The sequence below is a fragment of the Rhizobium sp. 42MFCr.1 genome (assembly GCF_000377185.1).
GTDB lineage: Bacteria > Pseudomonadota > Alphaproteobacteria > Rhizobiales > Rhizobiaceae > Rhizobium > Rhizobium altiplani.
Window position 1 is genome coordinate 43,289 of record NZ_KB897846.1, and the last position, 16,863, is coordinate 60,151.

Here is a 16,863-nt window from a genome sequence, read left to right on the forward strand (position 1 = left end):
AATCCACGGACCGCGACACCGGCGCGGACGACAGAAGGACTATATCCATGGCTCAACAATTGCTCATGCCGAAGGCGACTGCCATCTGGCTCGTCGACAACACAGCCCTGTCATTCGACCAGATCGCTCAATTCTGCAGACTGCATCCGCTCGAAGTGAAGGCAATTGCCGACGGCGAAGCCGCACAGGGCATCAAAGGTCTCGATCCGATCGCAACGGGTCAGCTTTCGCGCGATGAAATCGCCCGCGCTGAAAAAAACCCGGCGCACAAGCTGAAGCTCTCGGAACCGAAGGTTCGCGTGCCAGAATCCAAGCGCCGCGGCCCGCGCTACACGCCGGTTTCCAAGCGCCAGGATCGTCCGAACGCCATTCTCTGGCTGGTGCGCAATCATCCGGAATTGAAGGACGCACAGATTTCCCGCCTCGTCGGCACCACGAAGTCGACAATCGAACAGATTCGCGAGCGTACGCACTGGAACTCGGCTAACCTCGCGCCGATGGATCCGGTGACACTCGGTCTTTGCAGCCAGATCGATCTCGACATGGAAGTCGAAAAGGCGGCAAAGGGACGCCCGCTGCCGACAGCGGCCGAACTCGGAGCGACCTTGGAGTCGGCGCATGAAACCGAGCGCCTGACCCGCCATGAGCGCGAAGAGGAGAAGGAAATCGATGCCGATGCCGTCTTCGCAAAGCTCAAGTCGCTGAAATCCTCTCCGAAGGATGAGGACGAAGACGACCAGTATTGATTGCCTACGGTGATCGATCCACAAGGCCCTGCGTAAGCGGGGCCTTTTCTTTTTGTACCTACATCGGCAGGGAACCATACCCACGCTTGCGCAGGGCTTCGGCTATTTCCTCAAGAATAGTGGGGTCGTCGATCGTCGCCGGCATTTTCCAAGGCACACCGTCGGCGATTTTCTGGATCGTGCCGCGCAAGATCTTGCCGGAGCGCGTCTTGGGGAGGCGCTCGACGGTTATCGCCGTCTTGAACGAAGCGACCGGGCCAATCGCATCGCGGATCAGCTGCACGACCTCCGATTCAATGGCCGATGTTTCCCGTGAAACATTCTTCTTCAGAACGAGAAAGCCGCAAGGGACCTGACCCTTAACCTGATCTGCGATTCCGACCACCGCGCATTCGGCAACATCCGGATGCGTGGCACAAACCTCCTCCATCGCTCCCGTCGACAGCCGGTGGCCTGCGCAGTTGATGATGTCGTCCGTGCGTGACATGATGAAGAGATAGCCGTCGTCGTCGATATAGCCGGCATCCGCCGTTTTATAATAACCGGGAAATTCGGCCAGATAGGCCGAGTGGAAACGCTCGTCGGCGTTCCACAGCGTGGGTAGGCAGCCAGGCGGCAGGGGGAGTTCGACAACGATATTACCGAGCGTCCCTGGCTCAACCGCGTGGCCGGCATCATCAAGAACATGGATACTATACCCGGGCATAGGCATCGAAGGGGAGCCATGCTTCACCGGCAGAGCTTCGAGGCCGAGCGGGTTTGCCACCATCGGCCATCCGGTCTCCGTTTGCCACCAATGATCGATCACGGGTACATCAAGCATGCGCTCTGCCCACTTCAGCGTTTCCGGATCTGCGCGCTCTCCCGCAAGGAACAGGGCACGAAAATTCGGCATCGGATAGGCCTTGAGGCGAACACCATCGCTATCCTCCCGACGAATGGCCCGGAAAGCGGTAGGCGCCGTAAAGAGAATGCGGACATCGTGCTCTGAAGCGATGCGCCAGAAGACGCCGGCATCCGGTGTACCAACTGGCTTTCCTTCGAATATCACGCTGGTCGCGCCTGCCAGCAGCGGTGCATAAACGATGTAGGAATGGCCGACGACCCACCCGATGTCCGAAGCCGCCCAGAACACTTCGCCCTGCTTGATGCCGAAGATATTTGCCATCGACCAATTGAGGGCTACCATGTGACCGCCATTGTCGCGCACGACCCCTTTCGGCTGGCCCGTCGTGCCTGAGGTGTAGAGAATGTAGAGTTCGTCCGTCGCACTGACGGGAATGCACTCAACGGTCACACCACGATTTCTCGCGACAGTAGTGTCGAAATCCTCGTCGCGACCGGCTGTGAGATCAGCTGCAAGCTGCGGCCTCTGCAAGACAAGGCAGTGGGCCGGCTTCGACTTCGCGATGGCAATCGCCTGATCGACCAAGGGCTTGTAGGGCACGATCCGTCCCGGCTCGAGCCCGCAACTTGCCGTGATGATGAGCTTCGCCCCCGAATCGTCGATACGGGCCGCGAGCTCATTTGCCGCAAAGCCACCGAACACGACGGAATGGACCGCGCCGATGCGCGCGCAGGCAAGCATTGAGAAAACTGCCTGCGGGACCATCGGCATATAGATGATGACGCGGTCACCCTTTGCGATTCCACGTTGCCGGAGCGTTGCTGCAATGGCACTGACTTCGGCAAGGACGTCACCATAGCTAAACACAGCCTTGGTGCCGCTAATCGGGCTATCGTAGATAAAGGCGGTATCGTCACCACGGCCCGCTAGAACGTGCCGATCGAGACAATTGTAGCAGGTATTGGTTTCGCCCCCGGCAAACCAGCGGCCGTATGGACCACCTTCTCGCGAAAAGGTCTGCGCCGGCGGTTTGAACCAGCTGATTTCTGCCGCCGCCTCGCGCCAAAAAGCCTCCGGATCGTCCTTCCACCTGGAATAGGTCTGGCGATAGCTTCCCTGCATCTGCTCCTCCCCAGGACACGCAAGTTATCCTATCAATCTAGGAGAGGCATGGCAGGAGAGAAAGCCCGACGAAAGGAGCGTATCAGCGGGCACCGAAGATCGCGGAGCCAACGCGAACGCTGGTCGCGCCAAAGGCAATCGCGGTTTCGTAGTCGCCGGACATTCCCATCGAGAGTTTCTCGACGCCGCAAGCCTTGGCGAGCCTGGCGAGCAACGCGAAATGCGGACCCGGATTCTCGTCCGCCGGCGGAATACACATCAGGCCTTCAATGGCGAGGCCGAGTTCGTCGCGGCAAAGAGCGACAAACGCTACTGTATCATCAGGGGCGATTCCTGCCTTCTGCGGCTCAAGCCCAGTATTCACCTGAACATAGAGGCGAGGGGTCTTCGCCTGACGCTTCATTTCGTCGGCGAGCACACGGGCGATCTTTTCCCGGTCGATGGTTTCGATGACATCGAACAGCGCGACCGCCTCGGCCGCCTTGTTCGACTGCAGAGGGCCGATGAGATGAAGTTCAATGCCTGACGTCTCGGATTTCAGTTCAGGCCACTTTCCCTGGCTTTCCTGAACCCTGTTTTCCCCGAAGATCCGTTGCCCGGCCTGAAGCGCCGGGCGGATCGCGTCTGCGTCGAATGTCTTTGAAACGGCGACAAGCTGAACCGAACCGTCGGGCCGTTTCCCCTGCTGCTCGGCCGCGGAGATACGCGAGCGCACGTCGTTCAATCGCTCTTCAAGTTCCATCACTCGCCTCGACATGACTGCATGAGAAGATGGCAATGCACTAAACGCCCCGGCTGTGCTTGCCAAGGCCCACGCGCCCGAAATAGTGGCCGGCAGGCCGAGATCGGACGCTTGCGGCGCCCGTAAAACTTGACGCTACCGTGGTTTCATGGTGAAGGTCACCACCAACTTCCCCTGATCTTTCGGAAATACGAATACCATGGCAACCGAACGTTATAACCCGCGTGATGCTGAACCTCGCTGGCAGCAAAAATGGAACGAAGCGAAGGTCTTCGAGACCGACAACAGCGATCCGCGCGAGAAGTATTACGTCCTCGAGATGTTTCCGTATCCATCCGGCCGCATCCACATGGGCCATGTGCGGAATTACGCAATGGGCGACGTCGTAGCTCGCTATAAGCGCGCTCGCGGCTACAACGTTCTACATCCCATGGGTTGGGACGCCTTCGGCATGCCGGCTGAAAATGCGGCAATGGAGCGCGGTGTACATCCGGCCTCCTGGACCTACCAGAACATCGCATCGATGAAGTCCCAGTTGAAGGCGATGGGCCTCTCACTGGATTGGAGCCGCGAATTCGCAACCTGCGATGTCGCCTACTACCAGCACCAGCAGCATCTTTTCCTAGATTTCCTCGAGAAGGGGCTCGTCTATCGCAAGCAGTCGAAGGTGAACTGGGATCCGGTCGACAACACCGTTCTCGCCAACGAACAGGTGATCGACGGACGCGGCTGGCGTTCCGGTGCCCTGGTTGAGCAACGGGAACTGACGCAGTGGTTCTTCAAGATCACCGACTTCAGCCAGGATCTGCTCGAGGCATTGGACACGCTTGATCAGTGGCCGGAAAAGGTCCGATTGATGCAGAAGAACTGGATCGGTCGCTCGGAAGGCATGATGCTGCGCTGGGAGATCGTCCAGGAGACGGCTCCGGCCGGAGAAACCGAGATCGAGGTCTACACGACCCGTCCGGACACGCTATTTGGCGCCTCCTTCCTGGCTATCGCAGCCGACCATCCGCTGGCCAAGGATGCCGCAGCGAAGAATCCGGCTATCGATGCTTTCTGCGAAGAATGCCGCCGTGCTGGAACCTCACTTGCTGCGCTTGAGACTGCGGAGAAGAAGGGCATCGACACAGGCATTCGCGTCAAGCATCCGCTCGATCCGTCATGGGAATTGCCTGTCTACGTCGCAAACTTCGTCCTCATGGACTACGGCACCGGCGCGATTTTTGGTTGCCCATCCGGTGACCAGCGTGACCTGGATTTTGCACGCAAATACGACCTGCCGGTGGTTCCCGTTGTTATGCCGGCGGATGACGATGCCGCGACCTTCAGCGTCGGCGACGTTGCCTATGACGGCGATGGCGTCATGATCAATTCGCGCTTCCTTGATGGCAAGAGCACAACTGAGGCATTCGAGATCGTTGCCGACCGCCTGTCGTCAATGACGCTTGGCAATGCTCCGCAGGGTGAGCGCAGGGTGAACTTCCGCTTGCGTGACTGGGGTATCTCGCGCCAGCGCTATTGGGGTTGCCCGATCCCTGTCATCCATTGCGACGATTGCGGCGTTGTCCCGGTTCCGAAGAAGGACCTGCCGGTGCAGCTGCCGGAGGATGTAACCTTCGACCAGCCCGGCAATCCGCTCGATCGTCATCCGACCTGGCGGCACGTCGCTTGCCCGCAGTGCGCCAAGGATGCACGGCGGGAGACCGACACGATGGACACGTTTGTCGATTCGAGCTGGTATTTCACCCGCTTTACCGCTCCCTGGGAGAGCAAGCCGACCGACCAAAGCGCTGCCAATCGCTGGCTGCCAGTCGATCAGTATATTGGTGGTATCGAGCACGCGATTCTGCACCTGCTTTATTCGCGCTTTTTCACCCGGGCGATGCGCGAGACAGGCCACGTCGATGCAAAGGAGCCGTTCAAGGGTCTCTTTACCCAGGGCATGGTCGTGCACGAGACCTACAGCCGCGGCACGGGCATGGGCCGCGAGTGGGTTGCACCGGCGGATATTCGCATCGAGGAGCTGGACGGGAAACGCCGCGCCTATCACCTTTCCAGCGGGGAGGAAGTCGCGATCGGCTCGATCGAGAAGATGTCGAAGTCGAAGAAGAACGTCGTCGATCCGGACGATATCATCGCTTCTTACGGTGCAGACACTGCCCGCTTTTTCGTTCTTTCGGACTCGCCGCCTGAGCGCGACGTTATCTGGTCGGAGGCAGGCGTAGAGGGCGCCCACCGCTTCACCCAGCGGCTCTGGCGTCTGATTGCCGAGGCATCGGACAAACTTCGCGATGTTGCGCCGACTCCGGCTAAGGATGGGGAAGCTCAAGCGATTTCGCAGATCGCGCACAAAACCTTGAAGGCCGTCCAGAACGATTATGATCGTCTCTGGTTTAATAAGGCCGTCGCGAGGATCTACGAGCTCGTCAATGCCCTGGCGTCGCCATTGACCCGCGTCGCTGCAGGCGAAGGCGATACGGCGTATCGCGCCGCAGCGCGGGACGCGGCCGAGATCCTTATCCAGTTGGTAGCACCAATGACGCCGCATCTGGCTGAGGAGTGCTGGGCGGCGCTGGGCAACGGCGGATTGCTGGCGCACACTGATTGGCCGCGTTATGACGAAACCCTCGTCGTTGAAAACGATGTGATTTTGCCGGTTCAGATCAACGGCAAGAAGCGCGCCGAATTGACAATTTCTCGCGACGCAGATCAGAATGCCGTCACCGAGGGTGTGCTCGCATTGGATGACGTCAAGAAGGCGCTGAACGGTCAGACGCCTAAGAAGATCATCGTGGTTCCACAAAGGATTGTGAACATTGTCGTTTGATATCGCTTTTAAGCTGGTGCGCGGCACCGGCATTGCCGCAATCCTAGCGTCCACGGCTTTTCTCGCATCCTGCCAGGTTCGCCCTCTTTATTCCGAAAGTTCCGGCGCTGCGGGCAAGCTGGCGTCCGTCGGTTTCTCGGAAGCGGGGGGTCGCGTTGAGCAAGAGGTTCGCAATCGACTGATTTTTATCGCTTCGCGTGGCGCCGGCGAGCCTGAGAATCCCGAATACAAGGTTGAATTCAGCGCTCGCTCGAATGTCATCAGCACGCTGCTGGTGGCGTCGTCAGACGAATCGCTTGCCGGACGTGCGACCGTCAGCGTCGACTACACTCTGAAGTCCACAAAGGACGGCCACGTCATCAAGGCCGGCAATCGTTATGCCACTGCGCTCGTCGACTTCCCAGCTCAGGAATTTGCCAAGCAACGCGCCATCCGCGACGCCGAGAACCGCGCCGCACGGCAGGCTGCTGAGTTCGTTGGTGCCGATATTGCGGCTGCGCTTGGCCGCTGAGGAGCGGATGCATGGCGGAAATCAAATCGCACGAGTTTGAAGGCTTTCTTGAGCGATCCGCCCGCAACTACCGGCTCTTTGTGATTTATGGGCCGGATCGCGGTCTTGTTTCGGAGCGCGCCACCTCGCTGGCCGGCAGGACGGGCGTGGCATTGGATGATCCGTTTTCGCTGATCAAGCTCGATATCGGCGACCTACAGCGCGATCAAGGTCGCCTCTTGGACGAGGCGGGAGCAATTGGCCTTTTCGGAGGTGACAAGCTCATCTGGATCCGTGGTGCAGCCAACGAGAAATATCTTGTCGACTCCCTCCAGGTTCTTTCAGCGAACATGCCGGACGGCACATTCGTTCTTATCGAGGGCGGTGACCTCAAGAAAGGCTCGCTGCTGCGGAAAGCCGCCGAGACAGCACGCACTGTCATGGCGATACCCTGCTATGCCGACGATGCCCGCGCCCTCAACGGCCTTATAGATAGCGAACTTTCAAGCGCTGGCCTGGGCATCACGCCCGATGCACGCCAGGCCCTGCTGGAGCTGATAGGGGGGGATCGGATTGCCTCTCGCAACGAACTGCGAAAGCTGGCGCTCTATTGTCGGGGAAAATCGACCATCGAAGAGCACCACGTTACGGAAATAATAGGCGACGCCAGCGCCATCTCGGTGGACGACGCCGTCGATGCCGTCCTTAGCGGAAATCCAAGCAGCTTCCTGCATGCAATGCAAAAGATCATATCGTCGAAGACAGCGGTGTTTCTCGTGATCCAGGCCTGTCTGAAGCAGTTTCAGTTGCTGGACGCCATGAAGACGGAGATGGAGGAGAAGCGATTGCCGGCCGCTCAGGTCATGCAGACGCTTGGTCGTCATCTGCATTTCCGACGCAAGCCGATTATCGAGCAGGCATTGCGTACCTGGTCCGCTGAAGCGGTGGCACGAGAAGCAAACCGTCTGCAGGCGGCAATCTTGCAGACGCGCAAACGGGCGTCGTTGGAAGACAGCATCGCCCTACAGACCCTGCTATCGACGACACTGCAATCGGCGCGCCGATAGCGATTCCATTTAGCGGCGCTCGAGCAGCCGGCAGATTTCTTCCAATTGTTCCAACGACTTATAGGAAATTCTGATCTGGCCGCCGCCTGCCTTGTGATTGATCGTCACGTCCAGGCCGAGCGTATCCGACAAGGTGCGTTCCAGGGCGAGCGTATCTGAATCCTTCTGATCCTTCTGATGCCCCGGGATCTTCGGCTCCGACTGAGCCTTGATATCATTCTGCGCCAAACGCTCCGCGTCACGGACCGACATGCCTTTCGAAACGATCGTGCGGGCGAGGGCGGTCGGATCGGAAGTCGGCACCAAGGCGCGGGCATGACCGGCCGAGAGGCTTCCCGCGGCCAAAAGGTCCCGAACGGGCTCTGGCAGTTTCAAGAGACGCAGCGAATTCGCCACGTGACTGCGGCTCTTGCCGATAATTTCGCCGAGATCGTTCTGGGTATAGCCATACTCCGCCATCAACTGCTCGTAGCCGAGGGCTTCTTCCAGCGGATTGAGGTCGGAGCGCTGAACGTTCTCTACGATTGCAATCTCAAGAGCGGTTTTGTCATCGACATCGCGCACGATCACCGGGATCTCAACGAGGCCTGCAAGCTGTGCCGCGCGCCACCGTCTCTCGCCGGCTATAATCTCGAACTGGCTGGCGGCCAATGTGCGAACCACAATGGGCTGCACGATACCGTGCTGCCGGATCGAGCCCGCGAGCTCATGCAATTCGCCGTCGTCGAAAAACCGTCGAGGATTGCGCGGATTGCGAGTGACGAACTCGATCGGGACCATCCGATCGGCGCTGACCCCTGGCTTGGCCGCATCAACGGGCATCGGTTGGTCCATCTCACCAATCAATGCGGCCAGGCCACGGCCGAGCCTTCTTTTCGAGATGTCATCGCTCATATCTAAACTCGCCATTCTCTTTCAAATCACGCCGCGAGACGCTGCCGTTCGCGCTGAATAACTTCCGACGCCAGCTGGAGATATGCCTGACTGCCGGCGCACTTCAGGTCGTACAGAATTGCTGGCTTGCCATAGGAGGGTGCCTCAGACACGCGAACATTTCGAGGAATCAATGTGTGGTAGACCTTCTCCCCTAAATGCGTGCGAACATCGTTAACAACCTGTTGCGCCAGATTGTTGCGGGAATCGAACATCGTCAGCACTATCCCCTGGATATCGAGGCGGGGGTTTACGGTACGTCGAACCTGATCGACTGTCTCCAGGAGTTGGCTGAGCCCTTCCAACGCAAAGAATTCACATTGAAGAGGCACAAGCACGGAATGGGCCGCCGCCATTGCATTCATCGTGAGCAGATTGAAAGAGGGAGGGCAGTCAACAAGGATGTAGGAGAAGCGGAAAGCCTCCTCTTTGGCGAGGGCTTTCTTGAGCTTGAAAACGCGATCGCTTTGGCTTGCAATCTCCATCTCAATGCCGAGCAAGTCCATCGTGGACGGCACGATGTACAGGTTTGGAACAGCGGTCTCCTGCGACACCTCTTCGATGCCATAGTCACCAAGCAAAAGATCATAGGAAGATAGCCGGCGATGTTTACGATCGATCCCCAAGCCGGTGCTGGCGTTACCCTGCGGGTCGAGATCGACGATCAAGACCCGCTCGCCGATCGCCGCCAAAGCTGTTGCCAAGTTGATGGCAGTCGTGGTCTTGCCGACGCCACCTTTCTGATTTGCAATGGTGATTATACGATTTCGTTCGCCAGCCATAGCCAAAGCCCGATCTGTTAAGCCACACGCTGGAGATTGAAGATTTCCAAAACGACAGAATCCTGCTCGACAGCGCTCTTATGTTCTAACAGATCGAATCTCCAGTCACCATGCGCTTTCTCGATCTCGCTCCGGTAATCCCGGCCTTTGTGAAAATAAGCTCGAAGACTTGCATTCCGTTTCGACCACGGTTCAATAAAACCCAGCAACTTCCCTAGGTCGGCGAGGGCCCGAGCGGAAACAAAGTCGCAATTCTCTACGATTGCAGGTGCGTCTTCTATTCGCACAGCGTGAATAGAGCCTCTACCGGCGGTTTCCCGGAGCGCCGTGCGCAGAAAGGCCGCCTTCTTATGGTTGCTCTCCACGAGATGGACCCATCCATCATCGAGCTCCGCCAGCATGATGGCCGTCACAATGCCCGGAAAGCCACCCCCGCTGCCTAGGTCGATCCACGTGCGAGGAAGAGGCTGGAGCTGGAAGATTTGCACCGAGTCTGCAATGTGCCGGCTCCAGGCATCGGCAAGCGTTGACGGCGCAGTCAGGTTGATCGACTTCGCCCACTTTTGAAAGAGGGCCACAAAGTGTTCGAGACGCTCCTGTGTTTCACGTGAAACACGTCGGCCGTTCAGTTGCATGGTAGGACTCTCGCAGATTGCAATAGGACAACGTTAAGCAGATGCCGCAACATCCGCCGCGCCGCGACGCAGGTGCACGAGCAACAGCGAAATCGCAGCGGGCGTCATCCCATCGATCTTTGTTGCCTGTGCAACGTTGTAGGGTCGGATATTACGCAACTTCTGCTTCAGTTCGTTGGACAGCCCGGACAGCAGATCGAAATCGAAGTCAGACGGTATCACGCGGTCTTCATCTCGCTTCACGTGCGCGATATCAGCTGACTGCCGTTCCATGTAAACCGCGTAGCTCGCTTCTATTTCCAGCGCTTCAGCCACGCGGCCATTCAGCCCATTTAGTTCAGGCCAGATCGGCGCAAGAGCCGGCAGGCTAATATCCGGGTAGGACAGAAGCTCATAAGCCGACCGCCGTTGCCCATCCTGGTTCAGCTTTAGACCGAATCGCCCCGCTTCGCTTGGCGTCACGGAAAGTGATGTCAGCTGAGCGCGCCCCGCATCCAGCGCCTCGCCATAGGCTTCAAAACGGTCCCGGCGACCGGCCGAGACCGCGCCGATCTGTATTGCCAACGGCGTCAGCCGGACATCCGCATTGTCAGCCCTCAGCGACAAGCGGTACTCAGCCCGGGATGTGAACATGCGGTATGGTTCAGCGACACCGCGCGAGGTCAGGTCATCCACCATTACACCGATATAGGAGTCCGTTCTGCTGAAGCGAACTTCGTCCTGACCGCCAGCCAGGCGCGCAGCATTGATGCCGGCAACGAGGCCCTGAGCTCCAGCCTCCTCGTATCCCGTCGTTCCATTGATCTGCCCAGCCAAAAACAGGCCTGGCATCTTCTTCACTTCGAGCGATGGTTTCAACTCGCGCGGATCGACATGATCGTACTCAATCGCATAACCCGGCTGCACAATGCGGACCCGTTCGAGACCAGGAATGGTATGAATGAACGCATCCTGGATCTCGGCGGGGAGGGATGTCGAGATACCGTTGGGATAGACTGTGCTGTCATCCAGGCCTTCCGGCTCAAGAAAGACTTGGTGTCCGTCACGTTCGCCAAACTTAACCAGCTTATCCTCGATCGACGGGCAATAGCGCGGTCCGACGCCTTCAATCTGCCCCGAATACATGGCCGAACGCTTCAAATTCTCGGCGATGATGCGATGGGTCGCCTCCGTCGTGCGCGTAACGCCACAGGTGATTTGTGGGTTCAAGATATGATCTGTCATGAAAGAGAAGGGGACAGGATCCTCGTCCGCTCCCTGTTGGCCGACACTCTCCCAATCGATCGTCGTCCCATCCAGCCGCGCCGGCGTTCCGGTCTTCAGCCGCCCGAGACGAACGCCCAAATTTAAGAGCGTTTGAGAAAGCCCCACCGATGGCTGTTCACCAACGCGACCTGCGGGTATCTTTTGGTCGCCGATGTGAATGAGTCCACGCAGGAAGGTCCCCGTTGTCAACACAACTGATGCGCACTTGAGAATCCGGCTATCTTTCATGACAACCGCGGCGATCCGACCGTCTTTAATGGATAGATCGAACGCGTCGCCCTCGACCACAGTGAGATTCTCAATGCTCTCGATCTCCGCAAGCATAGCCTGCCGATAGAGCTTCCGATCCGCTTGGCTACGGGGGCCGCGAACAGCCGGCCCCTTCTTTCGATTCAGCATCCGGAACTGAATACCGGCCGCATCAGCAACGCGGCCCATCAGACCGTCCATGGCATCGATCTCTCGGACCAGGTGTCCTTTGCCAAGTCCTCCAATCGCCGGATTGCAAGACATGATCCCGATGGTATCGCGACGATGAGTCACCAGCGCCGTGTTCGCGCCAAGGCGCGCGGCGGCGGCAGCGGCTTCGCATCCAGCATGCCCGCCTCCGATGACGATGACATCGAACCGTGAGGTATCCATTATTTAAGCTCCTGAGATCGTCAGGTGATGAGCGATGTCGCCCAGGGAGTCAAGGCGTTTCACGTGAAACCAGACGACAGGGCATGATTCCGATGTTTCACGTGAATCATTTTCCGATGCAGAATTCACCGAAGATGACATCAAGCAAATTCTCGACATCCACACGCCCAGTCACTCGTCCCAGGGCGTCACTCGCGACACGCAGGTCCTCGGCCCGTAGATCCAGACCGCGATCAGAGTCGTGAAGGGACGTTCGCAGCGCAGCCAATGTCTGTGTCAGCGTTTGCTTGTGGCGTGCGCGGCTCGGGATCGCCATGGACTGGGGATGGACTTTTGTTTTTAGGCGCTCAACGATCAAGGCTCGGAGTGCATCGAGACCAGTCCCATGCGTGGTCGAAATCAATAGCTCATACGCTCGAGCGCTTTGACGCGGCAAATCGGATTTCGTCCCCACCACAATGGCATCGTCGGCCAATTCCTCAGCTCCGCTTTCAATCGACACGTCCTCGATGAAGATCACCAGGTCGGCCTCTGCGATGATCTTCTCGGCCCGTCGAATGCCCTCGCGCTCCACGATCTCATCCGTCTCGCGCAGACCAGCAGTGTCGTAGAGCCTGACAAGATAGCCATCCATGCTGAGATCGACGTGCAGCACATCCCGTGTCGTGCCAGCAATGTCAGTGACGATCGCAACATCGCGCTTCGCCAGAGCGTTCATAAGGCTCGACTTGCCGGCATTCGGCCTGCCCGCTATGACGACCTTGAACCCATCGCGGATGATCTCTCCGGCTGCCAGTTGCTCCAGATGGTTTTTCAATTCGTTGACCAGGCTCGCCACATCCGCCCAAACCTGATCTGAGACGGAGCCCGGAACATCTTCTTCGTCGGGAAAGTCCAGTTCAGCCTCGATCAGGGCGCGTGCACGCGTCAGCCTATCTGACCAGCCGTAGTAGATTGACGATAATCCCCCGGAGCTTTGCTCGACAGCAAGACGCCGCTGCATCTCCGTTTCCGCAGCGATAAGATCTGCTAGGCCTTCAACCTCGATTAAGTCCAGCTTCCCGTTCTCAAATGCTCGCCGTGAAAATTCGCCTGGTGCCGCCGCCCGCAAATTGCGGAATTGGGCGAGCTCACGATGCAAGGCGTCGACAACCGCGCGGCCGCCATGCAGGTGCAGCTCGGCAACATTCTCGCCGGTAAAGGAATGGGGTGCCGGAAAGAACAGAATAAGGCCGGTGTCGATGACAAGACCATTACGAGTCCGAATCGATCGTAATGCTGCCTGGCGCGCAGGCGGCACGTCGCCAACGAGGGCGGTGACAACCGCCGGCACTTCCTCCCCACTGATTCTAACGACGGCCAAGCCGGCCGGGACAGGACCACTCGATAGCGCGAAGATGGTTTCGTTGCTCGACGACATTTTCCTACTCCAGTTCAAGGCTGAAGAGAGTTTTCGCTAGAAATGGAAAAGCCGGCCACAGCGGTGACCGGCTTATCAAAGAATCCGGCTAAGGATCACGTATTCATAGAATCGAAGAAGTCGGGATTGTTCTTCGTCTGTTTCAACTTGTCGATCAGGAATTCGATCGCGTCGGTCGTTCCCATCGGAGCCAGAATGCGCCGCAGCACGAAGATCTTCTGGAGATCCTGACGCGGCACGAGGAGGTCTTCCTTACGCGTGCCGGACTTCAAAATGTCCATGGCCGGGAAGATACGCTTATCGGCAACCTTACGGTCTAGAACGATTTCCGAGTTACCGGTTCCCTTGAACTCTTCGAAAATCACTTCGTCCATGCGGCTGCCGGTATCGATAAGCGCGGTCGCGATGATCGTAAGCGAACCACCTTCTTCAATGTTGCGCGCTGCGCCGAAGAAGCGCTTCGGGCGCTGCAGGGCGTTCGCATCGACGCCACCCGTGAGAACCTTACCGGACGAGGGGACAACCGTGTTGTATGCGCGGCCGAGGCGCGTAATCGAATCCAGCAGGATCACAACATCACGGCCGTGCTCCACAAGGCGCTTTGCCTTTTCGATAACCATTTCCGCCACCTGCACATGGCGTACAGCGGGTTCGTCGAACGTCGAGGAGATGACTTCGCCGCGAACGGAACGCTGCATGTCCGTGACTTCTTCCGGACGTTCGTCGATGAGAAGAACAATCAGATAGCACTCGGGATGATTCGCCGTAATCGAGTGCGCGATGTTCTGCAGCAGAACCGTCTTACCGGTACGCGGCGGAGCGACGATCAGTCCGCGCTGGCCCTTGCCAAGCGGCGCGACGAGATCGATGACGCGCGGCGAAAGATCCTTCGAGGTCGGGATATCCAATTCCATCCTGAAGCGTTCGTTCGGATAGAGCGGTGTCAGGTTATCGAAATGCACCTTGTGACGGATCTTCTCGGGATCGTCGAAATTGATGGTGTTGACCTTGAGCAGCGCAAAGTAGCGTTCGCCTTCCTTAGGCCCGCGGATTGGACCCTCTACCGTGTCGCCGGTCTTCAAAGAGAAGCGGCGGATCTGGGAGGGTGAGATGTAGATATCGTCCGGGCCCGGGAGGTAGTTGGCGTTGGCAGAGCGCAGGAAGCCAAAGCCATCCTGGAGCACTTCAACGACGCCTTCGCCGATAATCTCCACATCCTGGCTGGCAAGCACCTTCAGGATCGCAAACATCAATTCCTGTTTGCGCATCGTGCTCGCATTTTCGACCTCGAGCGATTCGGCAAATGCCAGCAGATCCGTCGGGGACTTACTCTTAAGTTCTTGAAGCTTCATTTCAGCCATGAAGTGACCATTACTCTTAAATTCGGGGGGGAGGCGATGTCGAGGGCTGTAATCGGTCCTGCGAAGGGATCGCAGACGATCGAACTTTACATACATGCCACAAGGATGAGGTGGAGCGAAAATAGCGAGTAAGGCTCACCGCCGCAAGGGGGCTGCTTAAAATCAAGCAAATTTAACCGAACCCGCTTTTTCTCAGAACGGCTTGACCACAACCAGAATGACAATCGCGATCATCAGAACCGTCGGCGCCTCGTTCATGAAGCGCCAATAACGCGCTGAATGGCGGTTCTCATCGCGCTCGAACGCCCTTGCCGCCCGCGAGAAAAAAACATGAACGGCAGTCAGAAGCACAACCAGGCCGATCTTCGCGTGCAGCCAACCGCCCTGGAAACCATATACGGACCAAGCGAGATAAAGACCAAAGATCCAGGTCAGCATCATAGCCGGGTTCATGATCACCCTCAGCAGGCGGCGCTCCATCACCTTAAAGGTCTCCGACTGCGTCGAGCCCGGTTCCGCATCGGTATGGTAGATGAAGAGCCGAGGCATATAGAACAGACCAGCCATCCACGAGATCACCGCGATAACATGAAGAGCCTTTATCCAGAGATAGAGATTGTCCGGGTTCCAGAGGAATAGTCCCAGGCCGAGAAGCACGAAAAACAGGATCGCAAAGTGGGCACGGCGACGCGCATAGGTGCCCGGCCTCTCATCCGTCTGCTTTGCCATGTGCTAGCGTCTCCAACCGCGGACCTGCTCGACGAGCAGCGCCACGTTCCGAGGGTCCGCCTGTGGCGTGATCCCGTGACCGAGATTGAATATCAGCGGACCATTGCCGAGCTTGTCGAGAATATCATTGATCCCCTCCGACAGCGCCGCACCGCCGGCGACCACACGCATCGGATCAAGATTGCCTTGCACGGCTCCGTCCTTCTGCAGCTCCGCGGCAAAATCCAAAGGCACCGACCAGTCGAGCCCGATCGCATCAGCCTTCGTCTTCTGCCGGTAATCTCTCAGCAGGAACCCAGCGCCTTTGGCAAAGGCAATCACTCGAGCGTTCGGACGCCGCGCCTTGATAGACGCGATCATCCGTGCAACAGGCTTCACGGCGAAAGCCTCGAATTCCCGCTCGCCGAGAACACCAGCCCAGGAATCGAAAATCTGCACGGCATCGGCACCCGCGTCGATCTGCGCGACCAAATAATCGGCCGACACCTCGGCCAGGACTGCAAGCAAGCGTTCGAAGGCCTTCGGATACTTGTAGGCAAATAGCCGCGCTGGAGCCTGGTCAGGCGTTCCATGGCCAGCGATCATATAAGTCGCAACCGTCCACGGTGCGCCGCAGAAACCGAGCAGGGTCGTCTCGGAAGGCAGTTCCCGTCGCAGGCGCTCCACCGTTTCCAGAACCGGCTTCAGGTAGGCGATGACATGCTCTGTCTCGATCCCGTCGATGCCAGCTTCGTCGATCGGATCCATTTCCGGTCCATGTCCTTCCGTGAAGCGAACGTTGCGCTTCATCGCATCCGGAATCACAAGGATATCCGAGAAGAGGATGGCTGCATCAAAGCCATAACGGCGGATAGGTTGGAGCGTTACCTCAACTGCGTGATCAGGCGTATAACAGAGGTCAAGGAAACTCCCGGCTTTCGCGCGCGTTTCTCTGTACTCGGGGAGATATCGTCCCGCCTGTCTCATCAGCCAGATTGGAGGAGGACTGAGCGTTTCGCCGTCCAAGACTCTCATGATTTTCCGACCGCTTTCACCCACGCGCTTCTTCCCTATAAAAATACAAAGATATTTTAAAAGGTTTCTATTTCTTAGAGTCTGTTTCTATCAAGGATTAAAATCTGTCCACGACCGGAGCGTTTTGTCGCGCCATCGCCGATTCCAATGGACCGAATAACAGCTTATCAAGCCGATATCGTGGATAACTAAGAAAACGCAAATGATTCCAATCAAATAAAAGGCAGCCTTTTGGCG

At 57.8% G+C, this 16,863-nt stretch carries 14 protein-coding genes; 4 read left to right on the forward strand and 10 right to left on the reverse strand.

Annotated features, from left to right (window positions below; all coding sequences use genetic code 11):
• Positions 1-47 precede the first annotated feature (47 nt).
• A complete protein-coding gene (locus C934_RS0122980; protein ID WP_018858939.1) occupies positions 48-746 on the forward strand; it encodes a DUF1013 domain-containing protein in 699 nt (232 codons plus the stop codon).
• Positions 747-804: 58 nt separating this feature from the next.
• On the opposite strand, the gene C934_RS0122985 is transcribed toward C934_RS0122980, so the two are convergent.
• Both C934_RS0122985 and C934_RS0122990 read right to left on the reverse strand, forming a co-directional pair.
• On the reverse strand, positions 805-2,715 hold the full coding sequence (locus C934_RS0122985) for a propionyl-CoA synthetase (protein ID WP_018858940.1): 1,911 nt from the start codon (positions 2,713-2,715) through the stop codon (positions 805-807).
• An 82-nt stretch (positions 2,716-2,797) separates the two neighbouring features.
• Complete coding sequence (locus C934_RS0122990; protein ID WP_018858941.1) at positions 2,798-3,457, reverse strand: YggS family pyridoxal phosphate-dependent enzyme; 660 nt, start codon at positions 3,455-3,457, stop codon at positions 2,798-2,800.
• Positions 3,458-3,656: 199 nt separating this feature from the next.
• On the opposite strand from C934_RS0122990, the gene leuS reads away from it, so the two are divergent.
• The 3 genes from leuS to holA are packed head-to-tail and all read left to right on the forward strand — an operon-like array spanning position 3,657 to position 7,844.
• Entirely contained in the window at positions 3,657-6,287 is a 2,631-nt protein-coding gene (gene leuS, locus C934_RS0122995; protein WP_018858942.1) for a leucine--tRNA ligase, read from the forward strand.
• Positions 6,277-6,798 (forward strand): LPS assembly lipoprotein LptE, encoded by a 522-nt coding sequence (gene lptE / locus C934_RS0123000; protein WP_018116420.1) that lies wholly within the window; start codon positions 6,277-6,279, stop codon positions 6,796-6,798. The genes leuS and lptE overlap by 11 nt, the downstream gene beginning before the upstream one ends.
• Before the next feature lie 11 nt (positions 6,799-6,809).
• Entirely contained in the window at positions 6,810-7,844 is a 1,035-nt protein-coding gene (gene holA, locus C934_RS0123005) for a DNA polymerase III subunit delta (protein WP_018858943.1), read from the forward strand.
• Between the two features lie 9 nt (positions 7,845-7,853).
• Here the strand turns inward: holA and C934_RS0123010 are convergent, their stop codons facing one another.
• The 8 genes from C934_RS0123010 to hemE form a co-directional block, all read right to left on the reverse strand.
• Positions 7,854-8,738 carry a ParB/RepB/Spo0J family partition protein gene (locus C934_RS0123010; protein ID WP_018858944.1) on the reverse strand — a complete coding sequence of 295 codons (885 nt, stop codon included), beginning with the start codon at positions 8,736-8,738 and terminating at the stop codon, positions 7,854-7,856.
• Between the two features lie 26 nt (positions 8,739-8,764).
• Positions 8,765-9,559 (reverse strand): ParA family protein, encoded by a 795-nt coding sequence (locus C934_RS0123015; protein WP_018858945.1) that lies wholly within the window; start codon positions 9,557-9,559, stop codon positions 8,765-8,767.
• Positions 9,560-9,576: 17 nt separating this feature from the next.
• Complete coding sequence (gene rsmG, locus C934_RS0123020; protein WP_018858946.1) at positions 9,577-10,194, reverse strand: 16S rRNA (guanine(527)-N(7))-methyltransferase RsmG; 618 nt, start codon at positions 10,192-10,194, stop codon at positions 9,577-9,579.
• A 33-nt stretch (positions 10,195-10,227) separates the two neighbouring features.
• Positions 10,228-12,102, reverse strand: coding sequence for a tRNA uridine-5-carboxymethylaminomethyl(34) synthesis enzyme MnmG (mnmG, locus tag C934_RS0123025; RefSeq protein WP_018858947.1), 1,875 nt, complete (start codon positions 12,100-12,102; stop codon positions 10,228-10,230).
• 106 nt (positions 12,103-12,208) lie between these two features.
• Complete coding sequence (gene mnmE / locus C934_RS0123030) at positions 12,209-13,522, reverse strand: tRNA uridine-5-carboxymethylaminomethyl(34) synthesis GTPase MnmE (protein WP_018858948.1); 1,314 nt, start codon at positions 13,520-13,522, stop codon at positions 12,209-12,211.
• A 95-nt stretch (positions 13,523-13,617) separates the two neighbouring features.
• Positions 13,618-14,883 (reverse strand): transcription termination factor Rho, encoded by a 1,266-nt coding sequence (rho, locus tag C934_RS0123035; RefSeq protein WP_018858949.1) that lies wholly within the window; start codon positions 14,881-14,883, stop codon positions 13,618-13,620.
• A 192-nt stretch (positions 14,884-15,075) separates the two neighbouring features.
• A complete protein-coding gene (gene hemJ, locus C934_RS0123040) occupies positions 15,076-15,612 on the reverse strand; it encodes a protoporphyrinogen oxidase HemJ (RefSeq protein ID WP_018858950.1) in 537 nt (178 codons plus the stop codon).
• Positions 15,613-15,615: 3 nt separating this feature from the next.
• Complete coding sequence (hemE, locus tag C934_RS0123045) at positions 15,616-16,626, reverse strand: uroporphyrinogen decarboxylase (protein WP_018858951.1); 1,011 nt, start codon at positions 16,624-16,626, stop codon at positions 15,616-15,618.
• Positions 16,627-16,863 lie beyond the last annotated feature (237 nt).

What these genes read in the sequence shown, in the direction of transcription:
- C934_RS0122980 (WP_018858939.1), top strand. Translation starts at nt 48, where the DNA reads ATGGCTCAACAATTGCTCATGCCGAAGGCGACTGCCATCTGGCTCGTC.
- C934_RS0122985 (WP_018858940.1), bottom strand. Translation starts at nt 2,715, where the DNA reads ATGCAGGGAAGCTATCGCCAGACCTATTCCAGGTGGAAGGACGATCCG.
- C934_RS0122990 (WP_018858941.1), bottom strand. Translation starts at nt 3,457, where the DNA reads ATGGAACTTGAAGAGCGATTGAACGACGTGCGCTCGCGTATCTCCGCG.
- leuS (WP_018858942.1), top strand. Translation starts at nt 3,657, where the DNA reads ATGGCAACCGAACGTTATAACCCGCGTGATGCTGAACCTCGCTGGCAG.
- holA (WP_018858943.1), top strand. Translation starts at nt 6,810, where the DNA reads ATGGCGGAAATCAAATCGCACGAGTTTGAAGGCTTTCTTGAGCGATCC.
- C934_RS0123010 (WP_018858944.1), bottom strand. Translation starts at nt 8,738, where the DNA reads ATGAGCGATGACATCTCGAAAAGAAGGCTCGGCCGTGGCCTGGCCGCA.
- C934_RS0123015 (WP_018858945.1), bottom strand. Translation starts at nt 9,559, where the DNA reads ATGGCTGGCGAACGAAATCGTATAATCACCATTGCAAATCAGAAAGGT.
- rsmG (WP_018858946.1), bottom strand. Translation starts at nt 10,194, where the DNA reads ATGCAACTGAACGGCCGACGTGTTTCACGTGAAACACAGGAGCGTCTC.
- mnmG (WP_018858947.1), bottom strand. Translation starts at nt 12,102, where the DNA reads ATGGATACCTCACGGTTCGATGTCATCGTCATCGGAGGCGGGCATGCT.
- mnmE (WP_018858948.1), bottom strand. Translation starts at nt 13,522, where the DNA reads ATGTCGTCGAGCAACGAAACCATCTTCGCGCTATCGAGTGGTCCTGTC.
- rho (WP_018858949.1), bottom strand. Translation starts at nt 14,883, where the DNA reads ATGGCTGAAATGAAGCTTCAAGAACTTAAGAGTAAGTCCCCGACGGAT.
- hemJ (WP_018858950.1), bottom strand. Translation starts at nt 15,612, where the DNA reads ATGGCAAAGCAGACGGATGAGAGGCCGGGCACCTATGCGCGTCGCCGT.
- hemE (WP_018858951.1), bottom strand. Translation starts at nt 16,626, where the DNA reads ATGAGAGTCTTGGACGGCGAAACGCTCAGTCCTCCTCCAATCTGGCTG.